This is a genomic window from Mucilaginibacter boryungensis (assembly GCF_015221995.1).
Taxonomy (GTDB): Bacteria; Bacteroidota; Bacteroidia; order Sphingobacteriales; family Sphingobacteriaceae; genus Mucilaginibacter; species Mucilaginibacter boryungensis.
The window spans coordinates 342,629-366,575 of the sequence record NZ_JADFFM010000002.1 but is presented as its reverse complement, the minus strand read 5'-3'; the positions used below and the strand labels follow the sequence as shown (position 1 = coordinate 366,575).

At 44.3% G+C, this 23,947-nt stretch carries 17 protein-coding genes; 15 read left to right on the top strand and 2 right to left on the bottom strand.

The annotated features are described in order from the left end of the window. Positions 1-10: 10 nt before the first annotated feature. The 4 genes from IRJ18_RS14455 to IRJ18_RS14440 all read left to right on the top strand — a co-directional run bounded on the left by IRJ18_RS14455 (position 11) and on the right by IRJ18_RS14440 (position 7,789). Positions 11-2,344 (top strand): GH92 family glycosyl hydrolase, encoded by a 2,334-nt coding sequence (locus IRJ18_RS14455; protein ID WP_194107029.1) that lies wholly within the window; start codon positions 11-13, stop codon positions 2,342-2,344. Positions 2,345-2,373: 29 nt separating this feature from the next. Continuing rightward, positions 2,374-3,774 carry a sugar porter family MFS transporter gene (locus tag IRJ18_RS14450; protein WP_194107028.1) on the top strand — a complete coding sequence of 467 codons (1,401 nt, stop codon included), beginning with the start codon at positions 2,374-2,376 and terminating at the stop codon, positions 3,772-3,774. Between the two features lie 59 nt (positions 3,775-3,833). Next, a complete protein-coding gene (locus tag IRJ18_RS14445) occupies positions 3,834-6,191 on the top strand; it encodes a GH92 family glycosyl hydrolase (RefSeq protein WP_194107027.1) in 2,358 nt (785 codons plus the stop codon). A 161-nt stretch (positions 6,192-6,352) separates the two neighbouring features. Further along, the gene (locus IRJ18_RS14440; RefSeq protein ID WP_194107026.1) at positions 6,353-7,789 is read left to right on the top strand and encodes a sialate O-acetylesterase; all 1,437 of its coding nucleotides are present in this window, start codon (positions 6,353-6,355) and stop codon (positions 7,787-7,789) included. A 20-nt stretch (positions 7,790-7,809) separates the two neighbouring features. On the opposite strand, the gene IRJ18_RS14435 is transcribed toward IRJ18_RS14440, so the two are convergent. Then, a complete protein-coding gene (locus IRJ18_RS14435) occupies positions 7,810-8,448 on the bottom strand; it encodes an START domain-containing protein (RefSeq protein ID WP_194107025.1) in 639 nt (212 codons plus the stop codon). Between the two features lie 156 nt (positions 8,449-8,604). Here IRJ18_RS14435 and IRJ18_RS14430 point away from each other — a divergent pair, with 156 nt between their 5' ends. Next, a complete protein-coding gene (locus tag IRJ18_RS14430) occupies positions 8,605-9,909 on the top strand; it encodes a DUF3472 domain-containing protein (RefSeq protein ID WP_194107024.1) in 1,305 nt (434 codons plus the stop codon). Here the strand turns inward: IRJ18_RS14430 and IRJ18_RS14425 are convergent, their stop codons facing one another. After that, entirely contained in the window at positions 9,910-10,995 is a 1,086-nt protein-coding gene (locus tag IRJ18_RS14425; protein WP_194107023.1) for a sulfatase-like hydrolase/transferase, read from the bottom strand. It abuts the gene before it with no gap. A gap of 147 nt (positions 10,996-11,142) precedes the next feature. Between IRJ18_RS14425 and IRJ18_RS14420 the strand changes: the two genes are divergently transcribed. From IRJ18_RS14420 to gndA, 10 genes are all read left to right on the top strand, one after another. Then, the gene (locus tag IRJ18_RS14420) at positions 11,143-12,273 is read left to right on the top strand and encodes a sensor histidine kinase (protein ID WP_194107022.1); all 1,131 of its coding nucleotides are present in this window, start codon (positions 11,143-11,145) and stop codon (positions 12,271-12,273) included. Next, positions 12,273-13,016 (top strand): LytR/AlgR family response regulator transcription factor, encoded by a 744-nt coding sequence (locus IRJ18_RS14415; protein ID WP_194107021.1) that lies wholly within the window; start codon positions 12,273-12,275, stop codon positions 13,014-13,016. Before IRJ18_RS14420 ends, IRJ18_RS14415 begins: the two co-directional genes overlap by 1 nt. Positions 13,017-13,028: 12 nt before the next feature. After that, on the top strand, positions 13,029-13,994 hold the full coding sequence (locus IRJ18_RS14410) for a hypothetical protein (RefSeq protein WP_228072872.1): 966 nt from the start codon (positions 13,029-13,031) through the stop codon (positions 13,992-13,994). 83 nt (positions 13,995-14,077) lie between these two features. Continuing rightward, the gene (locus tag IRJ18_RS14405) at positions 14,078-16,933 is read left to right on the top strand and encodes an outer membrane beta-barrel protein (protein WP_194107020.1); all 2,856 of its coding nucleotides are present in this window, start codon (positions 14,078-14,080) and stop codon (positions 16,931-16,933) included. Between the two features lie 244 nt (positions 16,934-17,177). Further along, on the top strand, positions 17,178-17,924 hold the full coding sequence (locus IRJ18_RS14400) for an ROK family protein (protein WP_194107019.1): 747 nt from the start codon (positions 17,178-17,180) through the stop codon (positions 17,922-17,924). A gap of 28 nt (positions 17,925-17,952) precedes the next feature. Beyond that, the gene (gene tkt, locus IRJ18_RS14395) at positions 17,953-19,956 is read left to right on the top strand and encodes a transketolase (protein ID WP_228072870.1); all 2,004 of its coding nucleotides are present in this window, start codon (positions 17,953-17,955) and stop codon (positions 19,954-19,956) included. A gap of 62 nt (positions 19,957-20,018) precedes the next feature. Continuing rightward, entirely contained in the window at positions 20,019-20,720 is a 702-nt protein-coding gene (gene rpiA, locus IRJ18_RS14390; protein ID WP_194107018.1) for a ribose 5-phosphate isomerase A, read from the top strand. A gap of 57 nt (positions 20,721-20,777) precedes the next feature. Then, on the top strand, positions 20,778-21,875 hold the full coding sequence (gene tal, locus IRJ18_RS14385) for a transaldolase (protein WP_194107017.1): 1,098 nt from the start codon (positions 20,778-20,780) through the stop codon (positions 21,873-21,875). 8 nt (positions 21,876-21,883) lie between these two features. Further along, the gene (locus IRJ18_RS14380) at positions 21,884-22,507 is read left to right on the top strand and encodes an HAD family hydrolase (protein WP_194107016.1); all 624 of its coding nucleotides are present in this window, start codon (positions 21,884-21,886) and stop codon (positions 22,505-22,507) included. Position 22,508: 1 nt separating this feature from the next. Beyond that, the gene (gene gndA / locus IRJ18_RS14375; protein ID WP_194107015.1) at positions 22,509-23,942 is read left to right on the top strand and encodes an NADP-dependent phosphogluconate dehydrogenase; all 1,434 of its coding nucleotides are present in this window, start codon (positions 22,509-22,511) and stop codon (positions 23,940-23,942) included. The last annotated feature ends 5 nt before the right edge of the window (positions 23,943-23,947 follow it).

Below are 23,947 nucleotides of genomic sequence, written 5' to 3'. Positions count from 1 at the left end.
CATCGAACCCATGATACCGACATTAAAAAGATCCTTGCTGTTCCCCACCCTTATTTGTGCCACGCTGTTAGCGGCAAACGCACAACAAAAGAAACAACCGGTAGATTATGCTGACCCGCTGTTGGGTACATCAGAATCGCGCTGGATGCTGAATCCCGGCGCCACCATGCCCTTCGGGATGGTACAATTGGCGCCCGATAACCAGGAAGGGGTTTGGAAATCGGGTTACGAATATTCGATAAACAATATCGGCGGTTTCAGTCATATCCACTCCTGGACGATGGCCGGCCTGTCAGTAATGCCTACAGTGGGTGCGCTGAATATCAAACGCGGTTCGGCTGATAACCCAACAACCGGATGGACCACCGGCTACCGTTCGCGCATTTATAAAGAAACCGAAAAGGCAAGTCCGGGCTACTACGCTGTAAAGCTGATGAACGGTGATATTACTACCGAGCTGACCAGCACCACGCGCGCAGGCTTCTTCCGGTTCAGTTACCCAACCGATGAGCAGGCGCACATTTTGATGAACCTGGACGTTCCGTTTGAAAATACAGCTGAGATTTTAGAAGCCAAATTCACCAAGGTGAACGACCATGAAATAGAAGGCTACTCGCACCAAAAATGGAGCTGGCAAGATTATACAGTACACTTTGTTATTCGCTTTGACCACAAGATAGAAGGCAATGGCGGCTGGATAGGCAATAAAATATCTAAAGATGTTAAAGAGTTGAGCGGTAAAGGCAAAATGGGCTATTATGTTGATTTTGACGCGAAGAAAGGGGAAGTGATACAAATGCAAACGGCTATATCGCTGGTTAGTATTGATGATGCCCGCCTGAACTTGGAAACCGAAATGGATCCGTTTAAATGGAGCTTTGACGCCGTGCATAACAATGCCCGCAACGTTTGGAACAACCTGCTAAGCAAAATAAAAGTTGAAGGCAGCACCGAGGTAAATAAAAAGAAATTCTATAGCAATTTATACCGGTCGTATGTGGCACGCACCATTTGGAGCGATGTGAATGGAAAATGGATCGATCCGAACGAGAAAGAGCGCCAAACCGACCCCAACACACCAATATTAGGCTCGGATGCTTTCTGGAACACCTTTTGGAACCTGAACCAATTGTGGACGCTGGTTAACCCCGATGTAGCCAGCAAATGGACGCGGTCGTTCCTGGAGATTTATAAAGCCGGGGGCTGGTTACCCAAAGGCCCGGCAGGTATCGAATACTCGGGTATTATGGAGGCATCGCACGAGATTGCGTTAATTACCAGTTCCTACCAAAAAGGTATCCGCGATTTTGACGCTAATTTGGCTTTTGAAGCAATGATGCATCAGCAAACTACACCAGGCGTAAAAACCCCTGAAGGCGGCTTTGCGGGGAATAAGTTTTACGAATCGTACTTAAAGCTGGGTTATGTGCCCAATGAGGAGGGGCAGGTTTCTAATACCCTGGAATATGCTTATGACGATTGGTGCGTGGCACAATTTTGCAAAGCTTTGGGTAAAACCAAAGAATACGAAATGTTTATGAAACGTGCCGATAACTTTAAAAACGTGTGGGACCCATCGGTTAAATATATCCGCATGAAAAACCGCGATGGCAGCTGGGTGAAAGACTGGAGCCCTTATTGCTGCACCGCGTTTGGCGGCCCGGGTTATTTGGAAGGGAATGCCTGGCAGTATAGCTTTTTTAACCCGCATGATGTGCAGGGGATTATTAACCTGATGGGTAAAAATGAGTTTAACGACCGCCTGAACACTGGTTTCGAAAAATCGGTTAAATTTAACTTTAATGCCGATGGCGATATGTACGACCAGGTGCCAATTAACCAGGGTAACCAGCCTAATATGCAGGCAGCGTGGTTATTCAACTATTCGGGCAAACCCTGGTTAACCCAAAAATGGACGCGCGAGATTATGAACCGCTACTATGGTGCAACCCCATACCATGGCTGGCTGGGCGACGAGGACGAGGGCCAGATGGGATCGTGGTTTGTAATGGCTTCAATGGGCCTGTTTGAAACCGATGGCGGGGCATCAACCAAACCTTTTTATGAGATAGGCAGTCCGCTTTTCGCAAAAACCACTATCACGCTTGATAACCATTATTATAAGGGTAAAACTTTTACTATCGAAGCAAAAAACACTTCGGATGTAAACCGTTATATCCAATCGGCAACATTTAATGGTAAACCGCTTACCAAACCCTGGATATATCACCAGGATGTTGTAAATGGTGGTAGTTTGGTATTGGTAATGGGGCCAAAACCCAATATGAACTGGGGCAGCAAACCTGGTGATACGCCCCCATCCATGTCGGCACCAACAAAATAATTAAACCAACCAATTAAAACCAATAGAAGATGAAAGATAAAAGCATTAGCTTAAGTACCATTACCATTGTGGCCTCGCTGGGCGGCTTTCTGTTTGGTTTTGATATGGCTGTAATTTCGGGTGTATTACCCTTTGTTGAAAAACAATTCAGTTTAAGCCCGGTACAGGAAGGCTGGTTTGTATCGGTAGCCCTGCTGGGCTGTATTATTGGCGTAGCATTTTCGGGCGAATTGAGCGACAGGCTGGGCCGCAGGAAGCCTTTGCTGCTTTCGGCGGCATTGTTCCTGTTATCGGCCATAGGCTGCGCGTTTTTACCATCACTTTCGCTGGTTATTGTGTCGCGTTTGTTGGGTGGTATCGGGATAGGTATCGCATCAAATGTGGTGCCTTTGTACATCTCGGAGATCGCTCCTGCTAAAATCAGGGGCCGGTTGGTTACCTATTACCAGTTCGCGCTCACCTTCGGTATCCTGGTGGCTTATTTAACAAATGCCGGGTTGGTAAATTATGCTGCCGGCTCAAGTGCCGATAGCCCTTTTCATAATGAAATATGGCGTGCTATGTTTGGCCTGGGTGCTATTCCGGCCTTTTTCTTTTTAGCCGGATTATTCATAGTACCCGAAAGCCCGCGTTGGCTGATACAAAAAGGACGTGAAGCTGAAGGGCTGGATATTATTAGCCGGATAGCCGGTCACGAAGCCAACGAAGCATCTGCAGACCAAACCCCTCATCGTGAAGGATCTTATAAAGAACTGTTTGCACCGGGTATGCGCAAAGCCCTGCTGATCGGTATTTTATTACCCCTGTTCTCGCAGTTTAGCGGCATTAATGCAATTATTTACTATGGCCCTAAAATTTTAAGCAATGCGGGCATCTCGTTAAGCAATTCGTTAATGAGCCAGGTTATTTTTGGTCTGGCTAATATGCTATTCACCTTATTTGCCATTTGGAAAGTGGATAGCTGGGGCCGTCGGCCATTGTATTTATGGGGAACGGCGGGTGCGGCTATTACTTTAATAGCTACAGGCTTGTGTTTCCATTTTGGTGTTACTTCAAGCATTTTGCTGCTGGTTTGTGTACTGGCATTTTTGGCCTGCTTCGCTTTTTCTATAGGGCCGCTGAAATTTGTAGTGGCTTCAGAGATATTTCCCAATGCTATCAGGGGCCGCGCGCTGGCTATCAGTATCATGACCATGTGGGTGGCCGATACCATTGTGGGGCAGTTGACACCAATACTACTGAAAGATTTTGGCAGCGCAGGCACCTTCTGGTTTTTCGCGTTCTTTTGCATAGTGGCTTTTGCAGTAGTTTATAAAATGCTGCCCGAAACCAAAGGCCAATCGTTGGAACATATTGAAAATTACTGGAAAGCAAAAGGTTGGGATGCAGCAACGCAGCAAACCAATGACCAGCATATGCCTATACATTAATTACTCTCCCCAGCCCTCTTCAAAGGAGAGGGAATGGAATGAATATAATTCGGATACCTATGAGATCAATCTTTGAACTTTCGCTTTTACGTGCCGCGTTTGTGCTGGCATTGGCTATGCCATTTGCTGTAAAAGCCCAAAAACAGCAAACCGATCTGACTAAATATGTCGAGCCGCGCATTGGCACGGCTCATTCGCGTTGGTTTTTCTTTACGCCGGGTGCGTCACCATTTGGGATGGCCAAGCCGGGCGCATCAACCAATGGTAGTTATGGCAGTCCACGTGGCTGGGACGCCGTGGGGTACGATTATCGCCAGACATCAATAGAAGGTTTTGCCAATTTTCACGAGTTCCAGGTAGGTGGGGTAGTATTCGCTCCCATTACCGGTAAACTGCAAACTACTCCCGGTAAACTGGAGCACCCTGAAGATGGCTACCGTTCCAACTTCGACCGTAAGGATGAATATGCTACAGCCGGTTACTATTCGGTGTTGCTGAAAGATTATGGTATTAAGGCCGAGCTAACCTCGACCCCGCGTGTGGCTTTTCACCGTTATACATTCCCGGCAGGAAAAGAATCGCATATATTGTTTGATATTGGTAACAAGCAGGGCGAAAGCGGTGAGGTGAAGGATGCAAAAGTATATATTACCTCTGATGGCCATATAGAGGGCTATGTGATCACTAAACCGGTTTACGTATTGAAATATCAACCCGAAGCGCAGGTAGCTATGTATTTCTCGGCCGTATTGGATAAGAAACCTGATGCCTGGGGCACATTTAAAGGGGCAGAAATTGTAGCGGGTCAAAAAGAAACAAGTGGTAAGGGGGCAGGCTTATATTTGAGTTTTACCACCAAAGCGCAGGAAAGCATCACCATAAAAGCAGGTTTATCCTATACCTCAATTGAAAATGCTCGTCTGAACCTGGAACGTGAGGCAACCGGCCTATCGTTCGATGCGGCTAAAAATAAACTGTATACCATTTGGAATGAATACCTGCACCGTGTTGAGGTAGAAGGTGGTAATCACGAAGATAAAGTAAAGTTTTATACCGGGTTATATCATGCGCTTTTGGGCCGCGGCCTGGCCAGTGACGTAAACGGCGCATACCCTAAAAATGATGGTACGGTGGGGCAGATCCCATTGGATAAATTTAAGCACCCGCAATATAACCACTACAATACCGATGCTATTTGGGGCGGCTTTTGGAACCTTACCCAGCTTTGGGCCATGGCTTATCCCGAATACTATTCCGATTTTATTAAAAGCCAGCTACTGGTTTATAAAGATTCGGGCTGGCTGGCCGATGGTATTGCCAACAGCGCCTATGTTTCGGGCGTGGGCACCAACTTTGTGAGTTTGGTAATTGCCAGTGCCTATATGGCAGGTATCCGCGATTTTGATATCAAGGAAGGCTACGCGGCAGCGTTAAAAAACGAGATCGATGGCGAAAACCGTCCGCATGGTGCGGGTAAGTCGGACGTAGCCAGTTTCGTGAAATATGGTTATGTTCCACATCTTGACAAAGGCAAAGGTGGTGGCGAGTTATGGCAATTCTCCGCATCACACACGCTGGAATATGCTTTTAGCAGTTACGCTGTAGCGCAATGGGCTAAGCTTTTGGGCAAAACCCGGGACTACGAATTGTTATCACGCTTATCAAAAGGCTGGGAAAACATCTTCGACCCGAAACTGAAACTAATGCACCCTAAACTGGCTAACGGCGAGTTTATCGACAACTTTAAACCTAAAGAAGTTTGGCGTGGTTTCCAGGAAGGTAATGCCCAGCAATACACTTACTACGTACCGCAAGACCCCATCGGTTTGATCAATAAGGTCGGTAAGGACGAATTTAACCAGCGCCTGGATAGTGTATTTACCGTATCGCAAAAAGGGGCGTTTGGCGGCGGCAAAACCTTAGATGCGTTCTCAGGACTGGATGCGCCTTATAACCAGGGCAATCAACCAAACCTGCATATCGCGTGGATGTTCAATTTCTCGGGCAAGCCATCGCTTACACAGAAATGGGTGCGTGCCATTTGCAACGAGTTTTATGGTGTAGACGGCATTCACGGCTATGGTTACGGGCAGGATGAAGATCAGGGGCAGTTAGGCTCATGGTATGTGATATCAAGCATGGGCTTGTTTGATGTGAAGGGCTTAACAGATATTCATCCAAAGCTTGGTATTGGTAGCCCGTTGTTTAACAAGATCACCATCAGGCTCAGCAAAAAATATTATACGGGCAAACAATTTGTTATTGAAGCGCGGGGTAATAGCGCTACAAATATGTATGTGCAAAGTATAAAGCTAAATGGCAAGTCGCTGCATGCCCCGTTCATGCAGTTTTCAGACCTGACCAAAGGCGGGAAACTTATTTTGCAAATGGGTAAGAAACCAACAGATTTTTATTAATTTAGCCAGACTATTAACAGGTTCCGCCCATTAATGCCCTGTTAACAGTTATAGGCGTTAGCATGGATACGAGCTTCGCTGTTTGCAGCGAGAGCGCTATTGCTGTTATTACAATCCCTTAAACAAGCGTCTGAATATTAATAACAATTTATTTAAACTTGATGGATAAATACCTTTGCAGGCCCAAAGCACTGTTAAGCTTCGCCTTATTATTAATTACTTGTTTTGCTAATGCGCAATTAAAGCTGCCCAATGTAATTGGCAGCAATATGGTTTTACAGCGCGGGCAATCCTTGCCTATATGGGGTTGGGCTGATAAAGAAAGCACGGTTATAGTAAGTTTTGCCGGACAGCAAAAGAAAACACAGGCCAATGCCGACGGATATTGGAAAGTACAGTTATCAGCATTAAAGGCATCGGCAGCACCGGCGCAAATGCTTATTGTTTCGGGTAAAGACAGTGTCCGTTTAAATAATATCCTGGTGGGCGAGGTTTGGGTATGTTCGGGGCAATCGAACATGGAATATATTATGAAAAATGCCTATGCCAAACCTGTAAAAACGGCTGATAGCGTGGCGTTGGAACTCTCGGCCAATAAACCACTGATACGGCTATTTAAGGTAGGTAAAAAGCTTGGCGTAACTGATGTGGTTACGAATGGCTGGCAGGAATGTAATGGCGATGCGCTGGCCCAATTTTCGGCCGCGGGGTATTTTTTTGCTAAGGATATCCAGGAAAAACTTAATGTGCCTGTGGGGATGATCAATACAACATGGGGCGGAACGCCAATTGAATTTTGGACACCAACGCAGGCTTATCTTAATGATCCCGTTTACAAAGGCGAAATAGATGAAACAGCCAATAAACTAAAAAACCTGGCAGTTGGGCAAATTTATACAAGCATGGTTAAGCCACTGGCCCCGTTTGCCATAAAAGGCTTTTTATGGTACCAGGGCGAGAATAATGTGATTATACACGACGGCATGCATTATGCCGATAAAATGAAAACGCTGGTAAAAAGCTGGCGCGAAACCTGGGGCAATACCAAACTGCCGTTTTACTATGTAACCCTGGCGCCTAATTATTACACGCACCGTAAAGATCCTATTAAACACGATAGCGAAACCTTGCCATTAGTTTGGGAAGCGCAAACTGCTGCTTTAGCCATCCCCAATACCGAAATGATACCCATCAGCGATTTGGTAGATGATCTAAACAATATCCACCCGCCTTATAAATGGATAGTAGGCCGCAGACTGGCCAACCTGGCTTTAGCAAAACAGTATGGTTACAAAGGGTTGGAGTATGCCGGTCCACGATATAAAAGTATGAAAGTATCGGACGGTAAAATAAGCCTTAGCTTCACCCATGCCGAGGGTTTAAAAACAAGCGATAACCAGGCGCCAAACTGGTTTGAGATTGCCGGTAAGGATGGGATATACAAACCTGCCACAGCAGAAATAAAGGGCAATAAAGTAGTGCTATCTAATCCCGAAATAAACGATCCGGAGCACGCACGTTTGGGCTGGAATGAAATTGCCCAGCCTAACCTGGTAAATAGCGTGGGGTTGCCTGCAATGTCGTTCAGGAGTAATTGACTATAGTAATTGTTTCGCTATCAATCTTTTATAAAACTCAACTCCACATCCTTATAGGCCGGTTTTTGCAATTGCAGTTTTAACTTTTTAAAACTTTGGGTAGGCCCCTCCGCAGCAAACATATTTACCAGCCAGGCAGGAATAGCGCCGCCGGGATCAACCTGGAGGGTATAGCTTACATGGACACGTTTTTCGCCTACAGGGGTGATAACCCATTTTCCAATAGAATGATCTATCCTTACAATTCCTTTTTTAACAGGTACCATGCCGGGTATAGCGGGGCCGTCCATATACACAACTTTGGTTTCGGGGTTTTGGGTGACGGTTAGGTGCGCTACAAAATCGCGGTTTTGGGCCGGCCAGGGAATATTAATTTCGGAATAATAATATAATTCTGATGGGGATACACGCTTCAATAGCGTGCACGATTTAGTGCTGTAAACCCACTCGGTACAGGTCTTCACGTCAAGCAATACAGCTATCAATTGTGATAGTGTGGCATTATAGTCGCATTCAACCTTTAAGGCTTTCACTTTTGATTCAACTACCGGCGCGCTGTAAACCTTAATGCCGTCAGTCTCACTATCTAACTTCCAGTTATGCTGTGCTGAAGCATGCAAGCCGCAACATAATAAGGAAAAAAGTAATATTCTATACATTAAATTAAATATACATGGATAACTAATTGATAGTTTGCCCGACTTGAAATATTACATTTCATAAACTTGCAAGCCCGCATCATTTATTAATAGAGTGCAGGTATGTAAGTTGGTTTAATTGCAGAATAGCAGATTTTTTAAGTAATTGCCGCTGATATGATCAAAAAGTTTATTGCCATTGTTGTAGTTAGTGCTATTATAAGGCTGCCTGTATTAAGTAGTTTTGGCCAATCTGTTTCCACCATAACTGTGCCGCTGGGTGGCAACGGCTGGGTTAGTAAGGGCTCAAAAGCGGTTATTGACGCAAAAGGGCTAACCGGCTGGTCATCTGTAAACGATAAAATAAGTGTGTATGTAAGGACTGAACAGGCCGGCAGATTAAACATAGCTTTAAAACTAATTGTGCCTGGCGGTAAAAGCACTATAAAGGTCATTATTAATAAAACGGTACTAACCAAAGAAGTAAGTAACCGCGATACTGCTACTGTAAATTTTGGCAGCGTTACTATCCCCTATGCCGGCTACCAGCAAATTGTGTTCGAAGGGGTTAATAAAACAGACCCTGTTTATGCCGCGGTGTCCGACCTTATTCTAAGTGGCCCGGCATTGGCGAAGGGCGCCGCTTATGTAAAGGATAATCATGGCAATTATTTTTACTGGGGGCATCGCGGCCCATCGGTACATTTAAATTATCAGTTGCCCGATGCGGTTAAAGATAAAGCCGAATGGTTTTACAATGAAGTTACCGTACCGGAAGGCAACGATGTAGAGGGATCATACTTTATGGCTGATGGTTTTAACGGCGGGTATTTCGGCATGCAGGTAAACTCGCCTACTGAACGCCACATCCTGTTCTCTATCTGGAGCCCGTTTGAAACGGATGACCCCAAGAGTATCCCTGATAGTTTAAAGACCATATTGCTAAAAAAGGGCGACAAAGTGCATGCGGGCGAATTTGGCACTGAAGGCAGCGGCGGGCAAAGCTATCTTAATTATCCCTGGGTGGCCGGAAAAACTTATGCCTTTTTGGTGCGTGCACAGGCTGATAGCAAAGCAAAGACCACCATATTCACCGCGTATTTTAAAGAAAAAGGTGACGATAACTGGAAACTGATAGCCAGCTTCAAACGCCCGCGGTCTGGGTTCAATTTAAAAGGCTTATACTCCTTCCTGGAAAACTTTGAACCCGAAAAAGGTGATGTTACCCGCCAGGTTTATTTTGGCAGCCAATGGGTGATAGATTCCGATGGCAAATGGTACCCAATTAACCGGGCATTATTTACCGGCGACGCGACGGCCAATGTTAACTATCGTAAGGATTATAGCGGCGGTGTGCAACTGGATAAGTTTTATCTGCGTAACTGCGGCTTTTTTAATGATTATACCACATTAAAAACCATGCTGGAGCGCGGGCCGTCAACAGCACCACACCCTGAAATAGATTTTAACAAGCTACCCTGATTACGGCAAACTGATCTTATCGGCAACAGGGTGCTCTGCGGTGAATTTTGTTCCTAACAGACTGGCTATAGTTTGCGCCAATTGTTGTTGATAGTATTGCCCGCTTTGCTTCATTTCGCCTTTGGCAGTAATACCCGGGCCCATTACGGCAAACCAAATTTGATTAGCACCCGGTATTTTTTGCCCGTGACTGGTCCATTGGCTATCTGTGCCGCGGCCATGGTCGGTAGTAATAATTAAGGCAGTTTGGTTTTTGTAAAATGGGTCGTTTTGTATATAATTCCAAATGTCGCTTAACCATTTATCCACCTGGTGCACTGCGTTCAAATAAGAATAATAGTTGCCCGCGTGCGCCCATTCATCTGTCTCGCCGTAGCTAATGTATAATACCCGCGGTTTATTTTGCTTTAAATATTCCATGGCTGCATAATGGGTAAATACATCTAAACATTCCTCATCGCCAAATGGCCGGTAACTATCTTCCAGCATTTTGTTTATCATGCTTTCATTAGCGGTAGGGTGCAGGCCGCCGGTCTTTTCAAATGCAGCGGTAACCGGAAAATTGGCCCTGGGCTTATTTAGTATCCTGTCAAAGGCGCCCCAGGCGGCAAACGCAGCAACCTTGCCTTTAAACTGCGGCTGTTTGTTCAAATATTCCAGTATGGTAGTATTAGGGTTATTTTTATAATTGTTGCTGTTAACTGCGGTATCGGGGTAGCCGGTCAGTATTTCATTATAACCGGGATACGAGAACCAGTATGGGTTGGCAGTATTTACCTTGTTATCTAAATTACGGTTACCATAAATTTGACCCTGCCGGGCTATAGCCCCCCACAAAAAGGGCATCATTTTGGCCCGGGCGACCTCCTGGTTTTTATCCCAGTATTTTTTCAATATCGCCACCGAATCGCCATGACTAAAAGTTTTGCTGGTAGCTAACGCGCGATCGGCACCATTAAATATTTCCTGCCATCTAAAGCCATCGGTAGTTACAATAATAATGTTTTTAATTTTTGACTGCGCGCTGCCTGTCTGCACCAGGCCGGTTAAAAATATAACCGTTAAAAACTTAGTAAGTGTGTTCATTTGCGGGTAAATGTATTACTGTTGCATCAAACCTAACCATTATCAGCAAATTTTTCATCGCGAAAATTGCCTCTTTCGTCTAAATTTTTGTTGCTTTTGTCGCTTATCTAAGCCTTGTATTTATAGTCTGGCTATATTTATATCTAAATGGAGCTGAAAAAACTATACTCAAATAAATATTTGCAGCCCGCAATACATGTTTTGTTTTGGGGGCTCATCATTATATCGCCGTACCTTTTCCGTAACCCCAACACCTGGAAAGGGTTTAATAACTGGCAGTACAAACTAATGCTAAACAATGCCTTCCTGGCAGCATTCTTTTACTTTAATGCTTACTTTTTATACCCGGTATTGTATAAGCGCAAAAAGGTACTATTATATATTATTTTGCTAGTAGCTACCGTGGTTGGGGTAATGTTCCTGTCACGGTTTATTGATAATCTTTTATTTCCACCGCCAGCCAGGCGTGCGGGTATGCCCAGTATTGGTCAGCATTTACCGGGTGGCGGCAATGGCATGCACAAGTTTGCCCCACATGGCCCGCGCGGCCGCCGCGATTGGGACCGTGGCTGGTTTGGTTGGTACTTTACTAATATTATTACCTATATCTTTATAATAGGCATTAGTATCAGCTATCGTATCATCCTGGATAATTCAAAACTGGAAAAGATCCGGAAGGAAAAGGAAAATGAAAACCTGAAAACCGAATTAAGTTTTTTACGCTCGCAGGTTAGTCCGCACTTTATTTTCAACATACTTAACAACATGGTAGCGCTGGCCCGCAAAAAATCGGACATGCTGGAACCATCTTTGATAGAACTATCAAAACTAATGCGTTACATGCTGTATGAGAATGATGACGAACGCGTATCGCTGGCCCGTGAGGTGGAATATCTAAAAAGTTACATTGCTTTACAGCTATTGCGCTTTGGCGACGATGTAACAATTATGTTCAGCCCCCCTGATGATATAAATGCTTATTATATTGAGCCGATGTTACTGGCGCCCTTTGTAGAGAATGCGTTTAAGCATGGGGTAGGTATGGTTGAAGACCCTCAGATCAACATCAGCATAAGTATAGATAAAGCTACCGGCTGGCTTGATTTTAAGGTGATGAATACCATAGCCCCCCAACAGCATACAAAGGACAAAAGCTCGGGTATTGGATTGGCTAATGTGCGCAGACGGTTGGAACTGTTATATAAAGACGATTATACGCTGGATATTATGCAAAACGATAATGTATTTATTGCCGGTTTAAAGCTTAAACTTAGATAATGATACGCTGTTTACTGGTTGACGACGAAAAACTGGCGCTTGAGCTAATGGAGGATAACGTGGCTAAAGTGCCGTATCTGAAGTTGCAGGGCAAATGCAAAAACGCTATGGAAGCCATGGATTTTATGCGGCGGGAACCTGTTGACCTGATTTTTTTAGATGTACAAATGCCGGGTATATCGGGCATACAGTTTTTAAACAGCCTTACCAACCCACCCATGGTAATAATGGTTACCGCGTACGAGAATTATGCACTGGAAGGCTTTAACTTTGATGTGGTTGATTATTTAGTGAAGCCGGTAGCATTTGAACGTTTTTTGAAAGCAGTAAACAAAGCATATGAATTAATGGGCCTGCGCCGGCAAAAAGATAACCCGGCGCAGCAAGTACAAGCAAAAACAACGCCCGATACGAGCTATATTTTTGTAAATGCCGATTATTCGGTAGTGCGTATTAACATACCCGATGTGCTTTATATAGAAGGATTAAAAGATTATGTAAAAATATACTTACACAATGCAACCAAACCGGTAATTACCCGTCTAAGTATGCGGTTTATGGAAGAAAAGCTGCCTGCTGAAGGTTTTGCCCGCGTGCAAAAATCGTTTATTGTAGCTTTGGATAAAATAACAGCCTATAAAAAGAACCGTTTGATGCTTGGCGAAACAGAGATACCGGTAAGCGATAATTATAAAGACAAGATATTGGCTTATATAGGCCAGCATGAAAATGATAGCAATTAATACCCTTAAAAAATGAAAAGCAAGATGAATACTAACGCTAAAACATTAATTAAAACCAGCCTGCTTACTTTAAGCATTAGCCTGGGTTTATTAGCTGCAAAAGCGCAAAATGTGCAGGCCGGCAGTGTGTGGGCACCTGCAAATATTAAGGTTGACGGAAAGCTTACCGAGTGGAATAACTCGTTAGAAGCCAACAACAAAACCGTAAATGTTAACTATACCATAGCCAACGACGATAAGAACCTGTACCTGGCCGTTAAGTCTGCCGATCAGCAAACTACTGCTAAAATATTGGCAGGTGGGGTCGATTTTACTATAAATACCGAAGGCAAAAAGAAAGATAAGGATGCCTTTGTAATAGTGTTCCCGGTAATTAACCGTGCAGCTATGCGTGGGCAGGGAGGCCGCCAGCGTGGGCAGGGTGGTTTTGGCGGTGGCCAGCAAGGCCCGCCTGATTCGGCAACTATTGCCGCTCAGCGTGCGCAAGCCATTGCCAGCATTAAAGAAATTAAACTGCGTGGTTTTAAAGATATCCCCGATAGCGTAATATCTATCTATAATGAATATAGTATTAAAGCAGCAGTTGCTTATGATGCTAACGGTAACCTGGTGTATGAAATAGCTGTACCGCTTAGCCAATTAGGTTTATCGGTAGATAAATCAAAAGAGATTGCTTACAACCTGAAGGTGAATGGCATACAATTTAACCGTAACCGCGATGACCGTAACGGCGGCGACCGTAATGGTGGTGGTAATAACGGCAACATTCAGGCCGATGGCGGCGGTAACGCTGGCTTTGGTGGTGGCAACCGTGGCGGTGGCGGCGGTGGTAATCGCGGCTTTGGCGGTGGTGGCGGCAACCGGGGTGGCGGCGGTGGTGGTAACCGTGGCGGCTTTGGCGGCGGTTTTAACATACAGGATATGATGACCCCGACTGATTTTTGGGGTAAATATACCCTGGCTAAAAAAGCACAATAATTAGCTCATATCACAAGTAAAACTTAAAAGCCCTGTTTGCACAGACAGGCAGGGCGCTTATTGCACTATTCAACTTATCACTGATGAAACGATCACTACTTATATTAATTACCTTATTATTTGCCGCTACAGTATACGCGCAGGTGCCTGCACAAAATGGTCAGCGGTCGCAATCATTGCCCCCGCCTTTGCCATCAAGGCAGGTAAGTGGTATAGTTAAAGATTCGACCGATACTACCCTGCCGGGAGCGGTAGTTAAATTAACATCGCCGCACGATACCCTTAGTACTGCTACTAATGCGGATGGTATCTTCATATTTAAAAATGTAAAATCGGCCACGTTTGTACTTAGTGTAAGTAGTTTAGGTTATCGCCCACAAGTAAAACGATTATTAAATAACGATGCGGTACCGCGTTTAACGCTTGATCCTATTGTACTGAAGTCCGAAGCGCAGCAGCTTAAAGAAGTAGTGATTAACGGTACCCCAAGCATCACTTATAAGGTTGACACGATAGAGTACCGCGCCAGCGATTATAAAGTACGCCCCAACGCTACTTTAGATGAGTTACTGAAAAAAATGGAAGGTTTTGAAGTAGGTAGCGATGGGAGTGTAACCCACCAGGGACAGGCTATTACCAAGGTGAAACTGAACGGTAAAGATTATGCCGGGGGCGATGTAGCCCAGGCTGTACAAAACCTGCCTGCCGAAATTATTGAAAAAGCCCAGGTAGTTGATGATTACGGGGATGCTGCCGCGCATAGCGGCATTAAAGACGGCGATCCGCAAAAGATATTGAACGTAACCACCAAGGCCGATAGATCTGTAGGTACAACGGGGCGTTTAATTGGGCAGGCAGGTAATAACGACAGGTATAACGGCAACCTTTTCCTGCAGCGCATTAATGGTAACCAACAAATTGGTGTTATTGCTAACTTCAGGAACACAGTAACCGGTGTACAGTCAACAGGGTTAGCCAGCAGCGCCAATGGCGGTGGCGGGGGTGGCAACAGTAATCCGGGCACCACCCAAAGTTTTGCACCTTCCATCAATTACCGCGACCAGCTAAACAAAAAAATACAAATAAACAGCAGTGCTACCTATGGTTTTACTAAAAATAACTCGGTTAGCGAAAGTTACGGTACCAATAGCAGTACGGTTGTTAAAAGCAGCGATTTTACCAACAATGGCACATCGCAGCGTAATTCGTTCAGAAGAGGGGCCAGTTTTGAGTTAGATTATGATATCGACAGCTTAAATTATTTGCAGGTGCAGCCGAGCTATTCTTATTCTACCTCAGAAAATGAAACAACATCATCACGAAACGCAAGCACCCATTATAAAGATGGCAGCTATGAACATCAGGTAGTTAACGGTACAACCTCTAACAAAACGCCAACTACCACCTACGGCGCCCTGGCATTATTTAATCACCGTTTCAGAAAGCCGGGCCGCAACTTTTCAACTCAGTTAAGCTATAACCATACCGACAGTAAATCTAACGGAACAAACCAAAGCCACACTATCAACTATGCCGATAGTACGTTCAATAATCTGCAACAGGACTTGTTTGCAAATTTGATCACCATAAAAAATAACACCACTAACACGTTTCGCGGTAGTATGACCTATTCTGAGCCACTGGGCGGTTTATCACGTTTGGAGTTGAACGCCCAGATGACACGTAATTCGCATAGTACAGATAACGTCACCGACTCCATTCAAGCCGCCGGAACTAAGGAAACGGACCTGATATTTAACTATAACACTACCGAAACCCGCATGGCATTGAATTATCGTTACAACGGTACCAAGGTTAACATGTCATTAGGTACTACGTTAATGCCTTATCATTTAGACGGCACTAAACTGGATAATAATTCGCAAAGCTTTGTACCAACCGAGATCAGTATCTTCAGGGTGTTACCAATATTCCGCTTTTCATATGCATGGTCGCGCACGCAAAGACTGAACATTTTTTACACCGGTACTAATGAAGAGCCGCAGTTTCAACAGATACAACCTTTTATTGATAATACCGACCCTAATAATATTGTAGTAGGTAATCCTAAATTAAAGGCCGGGTTAAACAACCAGGTAACCATTCAGTACAACAATTATTTCCCTAACTCGCGTTTTAATATCTCATTAAATGGTAACGCTAACTATTATACTGATGATATTACCACTAATACGGTCACACAACTGGTACCTATTCCGGGCAGCCCTACAGGCAGTAAACGATCAATCCGTTATATAAACTATGTGAACATCAGTGGTTCAAAAGGGTTAGGTGGTAACTATGTTATATCGAAACAATTAGCCGATAGGCGTTATAACCTAAACCTGATAGGCCGTGTAAACTATGGTTATACGATGGCCATGAGCCAGGGCGTGCTTTACCATCAAACATCATGGAACTTTAATGAGCGTTTTGGTCCGCGTATTACCCCGACTGATAATGTTGAGTTTAACCCATTCTTTGGCACAAGTCTGTCACGTGGTTTTAACTCGGCCGATGGTTCTTCAAGCAAAGCAGTAACTAATTCGTTTGGTTTGGATGGACGGTTCTACTTCTTTAAAACCTACCAGGTGCATTACGATGCTTCAAAACAATTTATTAATCAAACTATTTCGCCTAACGTAAGCAATGTACCGCAAAGCAAAGCCACACCTTTGGTAATCGATGCCGGTTTTCAAAAGGAGTTTGGCGCGCGGCGTCAGTTTACACTTACATTCGATGTGTTCGACTTGCTGCACCAGAATAATTATATTACCCAATCGGCTACCGTTACAGGTGTAACCAATACGGTATCAAGTTCACTAAGCCGTTACTTCCTGGTAGGGTTCCGTCTTAACCTGCAAAAATGGAGCGGCAGGCCAACACGTAACGGCCGCAACCTGCAACGCCGCGGCGATGGCAGTTTTATTTATAATTGATATAAAGATTAGAGGTTGAAGATTAAAGATTAGTTCTCCCAGCCTTTTAATAAAAAAATCCAATGCTGAAAAGCATTGGATTTTTTTTGTGAACCTATTGCCTAATCTTTAACCTTCAATCTCCAATCTCTCACCCCAAACAAACCTTTACAATATCATGTTAATATTTTGATACTGAATTGATCATATTTGTTGCTATAATAGCTGATATTTGACTTCAGTTCAACCACCTATCTAACTAAGCATGAAAAAAACTACCGGGCAATTAAATGTGCTCTCTATTGATGTTGGCGGCTCGCATGTAAAAGCCACCGTCCTGAATAAACAAGGCGACTTGACTATGGAGTATGAAAAGATAGAGACACCCATGCCGTCGACACCTGAAAATATGCTGAAGGCTATTAAGCGCCTGGTGAAAAATTTTCCTGCTTACGATAAAATTTCAGTTGGCTTTCCTGGCTATATCAAAAACGGTGTGGTAGTTACTGCCCCCAATTTGGGTAATAAAGCCTGGAGCGGGTTTGATTTGCAAACAGAATTACAAACCCAGCTGGGTAAACCCGCACGTGTAGTTAATGATGCCGATATGGCGGGCCTTGGTGTGGTTGATGGCAAAGGCTTTGAAATGGTGATCACGTTGGGTACAGGTTTTGGTACGGCGTTCTTTTTAGACGGGATATTATTGCCTCACCTTGAAATTTCACATCACCCGGTAGCAAAAGGAAAGGATTATGATGTTTATATCGGCGATATAGCGCTTGACGACCTGGGTGTTAAAAAGTGGAACAAGCGTATGAAGAAGGTTTTTAAAATATTAAAAACAGTATTCAATTACGACTATTTATATATAGGCGGTGGCAACGCACGCAAGCTTGACATGAAGCTGGATAAAAACATGAAACTGGTTACCAACGAACAGGGGATCAAAGGTGGGGCAAGGCTTTGGCAGGAAAAAGAATTAAAAGGCACAGCAGTAGCTGCCAAAAAATAAATCACATTTACATCACGAAAAGCAAATTATGTCGTTAGATAAGAACATTGAAACATTAGCCATTGATACAGTAAGGATATTATCGGCCGATGCGGTACAAAAAGCAAATTCAGGTCACCCCGGTACGCCTATGGCGCTGGCCCCAATGGGTCATGTGTTATGGAAAGAGTTTATCAACTTTAACCCTAAAAACCCTGATTGGGCTAACCGCGACAGGTTTATACTTTCGGCAGGGCATGCCTGTATGTTGCAATACAGCTTTTTACACTTATTGGGTTACGATATCAGCCTGGATGATATAAAGAACTTTCGCCAAATGAACAGCAAAACTGCCGGTCACCCCGAATATGGCCTGGCGCCGGGTATTGATGTTACAACCGGCCCGCTGGGGCAAGGGTTTGCCAATGGTGTAGGCTTCGCTATAGCCCAAAAGCATTTGGCGGCCCGTTATAATAAACCAAATTTCCCCATATTCGACTATCATATTTATGCCATATGCAGTGATGGCGATATGATGGAAGGGGTAACCTCTGAAGCGGCTTCATTAGCCGGGCATTTGGAGTTGGGCAACCTTATTTACCTGTATGATGATAACCACATTTCAATAGAAGGCAGCACCGATATTGCTTTTAACGAGGATGTGAGCAAACGCTTTGAAGCCTATGGCTGGCATGTGCAGTTTGTTGATGATGTTAACGATATTCATGCTTTACAATTAGCCATTATTAACGCTAAGGCCGAAACACAAAAGCCGTCATTAATTAGGGTACGTTCGCTTATTGCTTATGGCAGCCCCAATAAATCGGGTACGGCAGGGTCGCACGGCGCGCCGCTGGGCGAAGAGGAAATGAAGCTGGTGAAGGAATTTTTCGGATTCGACCCCAATAAGAACTTCAATATTCCGCCTGAAGTGGCTAAATATTATAAGCAAATAGGCGAGGAGAAAGGCAAAAAAGAAGACGACTGGAACGAGCTTTTTGCCGAATATAAAGATAAGTTCCCTGAACTGGCAGCTGAATATGAACAAGCGGCCGCAGGCAAACTACCTAAAGGCTGGCTTGATAAGCTGCCAACCTTTGAACCATCTGATAAAAAGATGGCCACCCGCCAGGCATCGGGAAAGGTGCTGAACGCTATTGCTGAATGCCTGCCGCATTTGATAGGCGGCGCAGCCGATTTGGCGCCATCAACAGAAACTAACCTGAAAGAATTTGATTCGTTCACCAGCGAGAACCGCGATGGGCGTAATTTCCATTTCGGCATTCGTGAACATGCTATGGGCTCGGCCCTGAATGGGATGGCTTTAACCAAAGGTGTAATACCTTTTGGCGCTACCTTCCTGATATTCTCTGAATACATGCGCCCGCCCATCCGTTTGGCTGCTATCATGAAGATTAGGCCAATATTTGTATATACGCACGATAGCATTGGTTTGGGTGAGGATGGCACCACCCACCAGCCAATTGAACAACTGATATCATTACGGTCTATTCCTAACATTACATTAATACGCCCCGCCGATGCCAATGAAACAGCGCAAGCCTGGCGTGTAGCATTAGAACACCAGGGCGGCCCCGTAATATTGGTATTCACCCGGCAAGGGCTGCCAATTATGGATCAAAACAAATACAGCAAAGCCACGGGTTTGGAGCAGGGCGCCTACATACTATCAGAAGCCAGTAAAACACCCGATTTGATATTAATAGCGACTGGATCGGAAGTATCGCTGATATTGGATGCGCAGGCACAATTGGAAAAAGACGGTATATCAACCCGTGTGGTAAGCATGCCATCGTGGGAATTGTTTGAAAAACAGGATGCCGCCTACAAGGAAAAAGTGTTCCCTAAAGCAAACAAGAAGCGTTTGGCTGTAGAAATGGCATCACCACTGGGCTGGCACAAATATGTGACAGATGAAGGTGATATTTTAGGTATGACCACCTTCGGCGAATCGGCCCCGGCGGAAGACCTGTATAAACATTTTGGATATACAGTTGATAATGTAGTAAAAAGGGCTAAAGCACTATTATAAAATAATCAGGAGTTTAGCGCCGCGAACCAGAGTATATAACGGTTCCGGATTTGTCATAGCTAATGGAAAATAGTTTAATTAATAACCTGGAGTGGCCCGCCGAGATCACTAACCGCAACGGAAAAGAAAAGGTAGCGGCCGAGATAGCGGCGAAGGTGAAGGATGGCGACGTGCTGGGCGTAGGTTCGGGGTCAACATCCTACCTGGCCTTGCTGGCTATTGCTGAGCGGGTTAAAAAGGAAAAGCTGAATATTAGGGCTATCCCAACATCACTGGAAATTTCCATGTTTTGCAGTAAATGGGGTATACCCTTAACTACTTTATTTGAGCATAAACCCAACTGGCTGTTTGATGGCGCGGATGAGGTTGATCCCAACAAAAGCCTGATAAAAGGACGGGGCGGCGCTATGTTTAAAGAGAAATTATTGATGAGTTGCAGCCCAATTAATTATATTATAGTTGATGAATCAAAAATTGTAGATAAATTAGGCACGAATTTTCCGGTACCTATTGAAGTATTCCCCCAAGCTTTATTGCATGTAGAGGAAGAATTGAAGAAAATTGGTGCAAATGAAATAGTTTTAAGGCCGGCAAAAGGGAAAGACGGCCCCTGCATTACAGAGAACGGTAACTTAATATTAGACTGCCGCTTTAATAATATGCACAGCCACTTTGAAAAAGACATTAAAGCCATAACAGGGGTAATTGAAAGCGGCCTTTTTATGGGGTATAACCTGGAAGTATTGGTTGCAGCCAATAATTAATGTCTACTAAATACATCTACAAAATAGAAATATACGTAAAAATAAAACAAGCATACCATGGCAACTAATAAAGTAAAGCAAATACATGATTTTGGTCAGAGCATCTGGCTTGATTTTATAGACCGCGAGATCATATCAAACGGTAAATTAAAAAGCCTGATAGATGATGATGGCGTACGCGGTGTAACTTCAAACCCGGCAATTTTTGAAAAAGCCATCAGCAGCAGTTCTGCTTATGATAAAGAGATTGCTGAACTTGCAAAAACCGCAAAAACTAACGAAGAGTTATTTTTTAACCTGGCTATTACAGATATCCAAAACGCGGCAAAGCTATTTGAGGGTGTTTATAACGAAGAAGTAAAAGGTGCTGATGGTTATGTTAGTTTGGAAGTATCGCCGTTTTTGGCTTTAGATACCGAGGGTACCACCAAACAGGCCGAAGAACTTTGGAAAAAAGTTAACCGCGAGAACGTAATGATAAAGATCCCCGGTACTAAACCGGGTTTAAAAGCCATTCGCGATTCTATTGCTAAAGGCATAAATATCAACGTTACTTTATTGTTTGGTTTGCCACGCTACGAAGAAGTTACCGAAGCCTATATTGCTGGTTTGGAAGATTTATTAGCAGCCGGCGGCGATGTAAGCAAAGTAGCATCGGTAGCCAGTTTCTTTTTAAGCCGTATTGATGTATTGGTTGACCCAATGCTTGATGAAAAAGGCTTAGGCGATTTGAAAGGTGAGGTTGCTATCGCGTCGGCTAAAAAAGCTTACGAAATATACAAACGTGTATTCAGCACCGAGCGCTGGAAAAAACTGGAAGCTAAAGGCGCCAAACCACAGCGTTTACTATGGGCCAGCACCAGCAGCAAAAACCCTGCATTTAAAGATACTAAGTATGTTGAGGCATTAATTGGTGCCGATACTGTGGACACTGTTCCATTAGAAACCATTGAAGCTTTCCGCGATCATGGTGTAGCTGCAGATACTTTAACATTGGGCCTTGATAAGGCTACCGAAACTTTAGAAAGGTTAAAAGCAGCTGGGATTGATATTGACAAGATAACACAGCAGTTGGAAGACGAAGGGATTGATAAATTTAACAAGCCTTTCGAAAAATTGCTGAATGCCATTGAGGAGCAAAAAAACAAAGCTTAATCAATGCCATGCATAGCGACCGGATAAAGATCCTGTTTTTTGATGTGGGTGGTATACTGCTCACCAACGGCTGGGGAAACGAGTCGCGCAAACTGGCATCCGAACAATTTAAACTGGATTATGCAGAGGTGAACGCCCTGCATAATTTCATTTTTAACGTGTACGAAATTGGTAGTATTACGCTGGATGAATACCTGGATACGGTAATATTTAACCACGAGCGCGATTTTACCCGCGAAGATTTTAAAGCTTTCATTTTTGAGCAATCGGTTGAATTACCAGATATGCTGGCTTGGTTAAAACAATGGAAAAAAGACTGCGGCTTCAGGGTAATTTCCATTAATAACGAGGGTAAGGAACTGAACGATTATCGGGTAAAGAAATTTGGTTTGCACGATTGTTTCGACGCGTTCATCTCATCGTGCGAAGTAAAAATGCGTAAACCCGATCCGGGGATATGGCAGTTGGCCATGGGCATTGCACAGGTATCGCCTAAGCAATGCGTTTATTTCGATGACAGGGCTATGTTTGTTGCCACCGCGCAAAAACTGGGTATCCGATCGTTCCAGCACACCGGTTTTGAAACAACCAAACAGATATTAGAACAATTGAAAAAAGAAAACCTCAATTAAAATGAGCGATACAGAAAAAAAATATGCCTTCGGGATGATAGGTTTGGGCACTATGGGCCGTAACCTGCTATTAAATATGGGCGACCACGGCTTTGCCGGGGCCGGTTTTGATAAGGATGCCAGCAAAGGCGCTTTACTTGAACAGGAGGATAAAAATAAAAATCTGAAAGGCTTTAGCGAAGTTGAACCTTTTATTGCCAGCCTAAGTACCCCGCGGGCTATTATGATGCTTGTACCTGCCGGTAAAATTGTTGATGATGTAATTGCCGAACTTTTACCGTATTTGGATAAGGGCGATATTTTAATTGATGGGGGTAACTCGCACTTTACCGATACCAACCGCAGGGTTGAGGAATTAGAAAGCCAGGGTTTCCACTTTTTTGGGATGGGTGTATCGGGTGGTGCCGATGGCGCGCGCCGCGGGCCAAGCATTATGCCGGGCGGTGATAAGGCAGCCTATAATGTAATGAAACCGATATTGGAAGCTATTGCTGCCAAAGCCGAAGATGGCGAGCCATGTGTAACCTATATTGGTCCTGGCGCGGCAGGGCACTTTGTAAAAATGGTGCACAACGGTATTGAATATGGCCTGATGCAACTGATAGCCGAAAGCTACGAGATTATGAAAAAAGGCCTGAAGATGGATAATGATGCCATCCAAAAGGTATTTGCTAAATGGAACGATGGCCGCCTGCAATGCTTTTTGCTGGATATCACAAAAGATATTTTTCTGTTCAAAGCGCCGGGTACCGATCATTTACTGATTGACGATATTAAGGACGAAGCCCGTGCCAAAGGTACCGGTAAATGGACATCGCAGGTAGCAATGGATCTGCAAGCACCCATCCCTACGGTAGATACAGCGGTAGCGATGCGCGATCTGTCTAAATACAAACAACTGCGCGTACAGGCGTCTGAGTTATATAGCGATGTGCCTGTTATTAATGTAGATGACAAAGAGCAATTCCTGGCCGAACTGGAGCAGGCGTTCTACTTCACTATGATCATTTCTTACGCGCAGGGCATGCACTTGTTAACCAATGCATCTGCAGAATATAAATACGATCTGAAATTGGCGGAAATAGCCAAGATATGGCGCGCGGGCTGTATCATCCGTTCTAAATTCCTGTACGATATTTATAATGCTTATACTAAAGATAGCGGTTTAGCCCATCTGCTGCTTGATGGCGGTGTGCAAAAACTGGTTAATGAAGTAGTGCCAGGTACCCGTTCGGTATTATCAAAAACTATTGCTGCGGGCATAGCTGCACCTGCATTTACAGCCAGCTTAAGCTATTTTGACGCGTTCCGCAGCGCACGCATGCCATCTAACTTAACCCAGGCACAACGCGACTTTTTTGGTGCACACACCTACGAGCTGATTGGCAAAGAGGGCGTATTCCATACAGAGTGGATGGCTAAAACCAACAATTAAAAAGA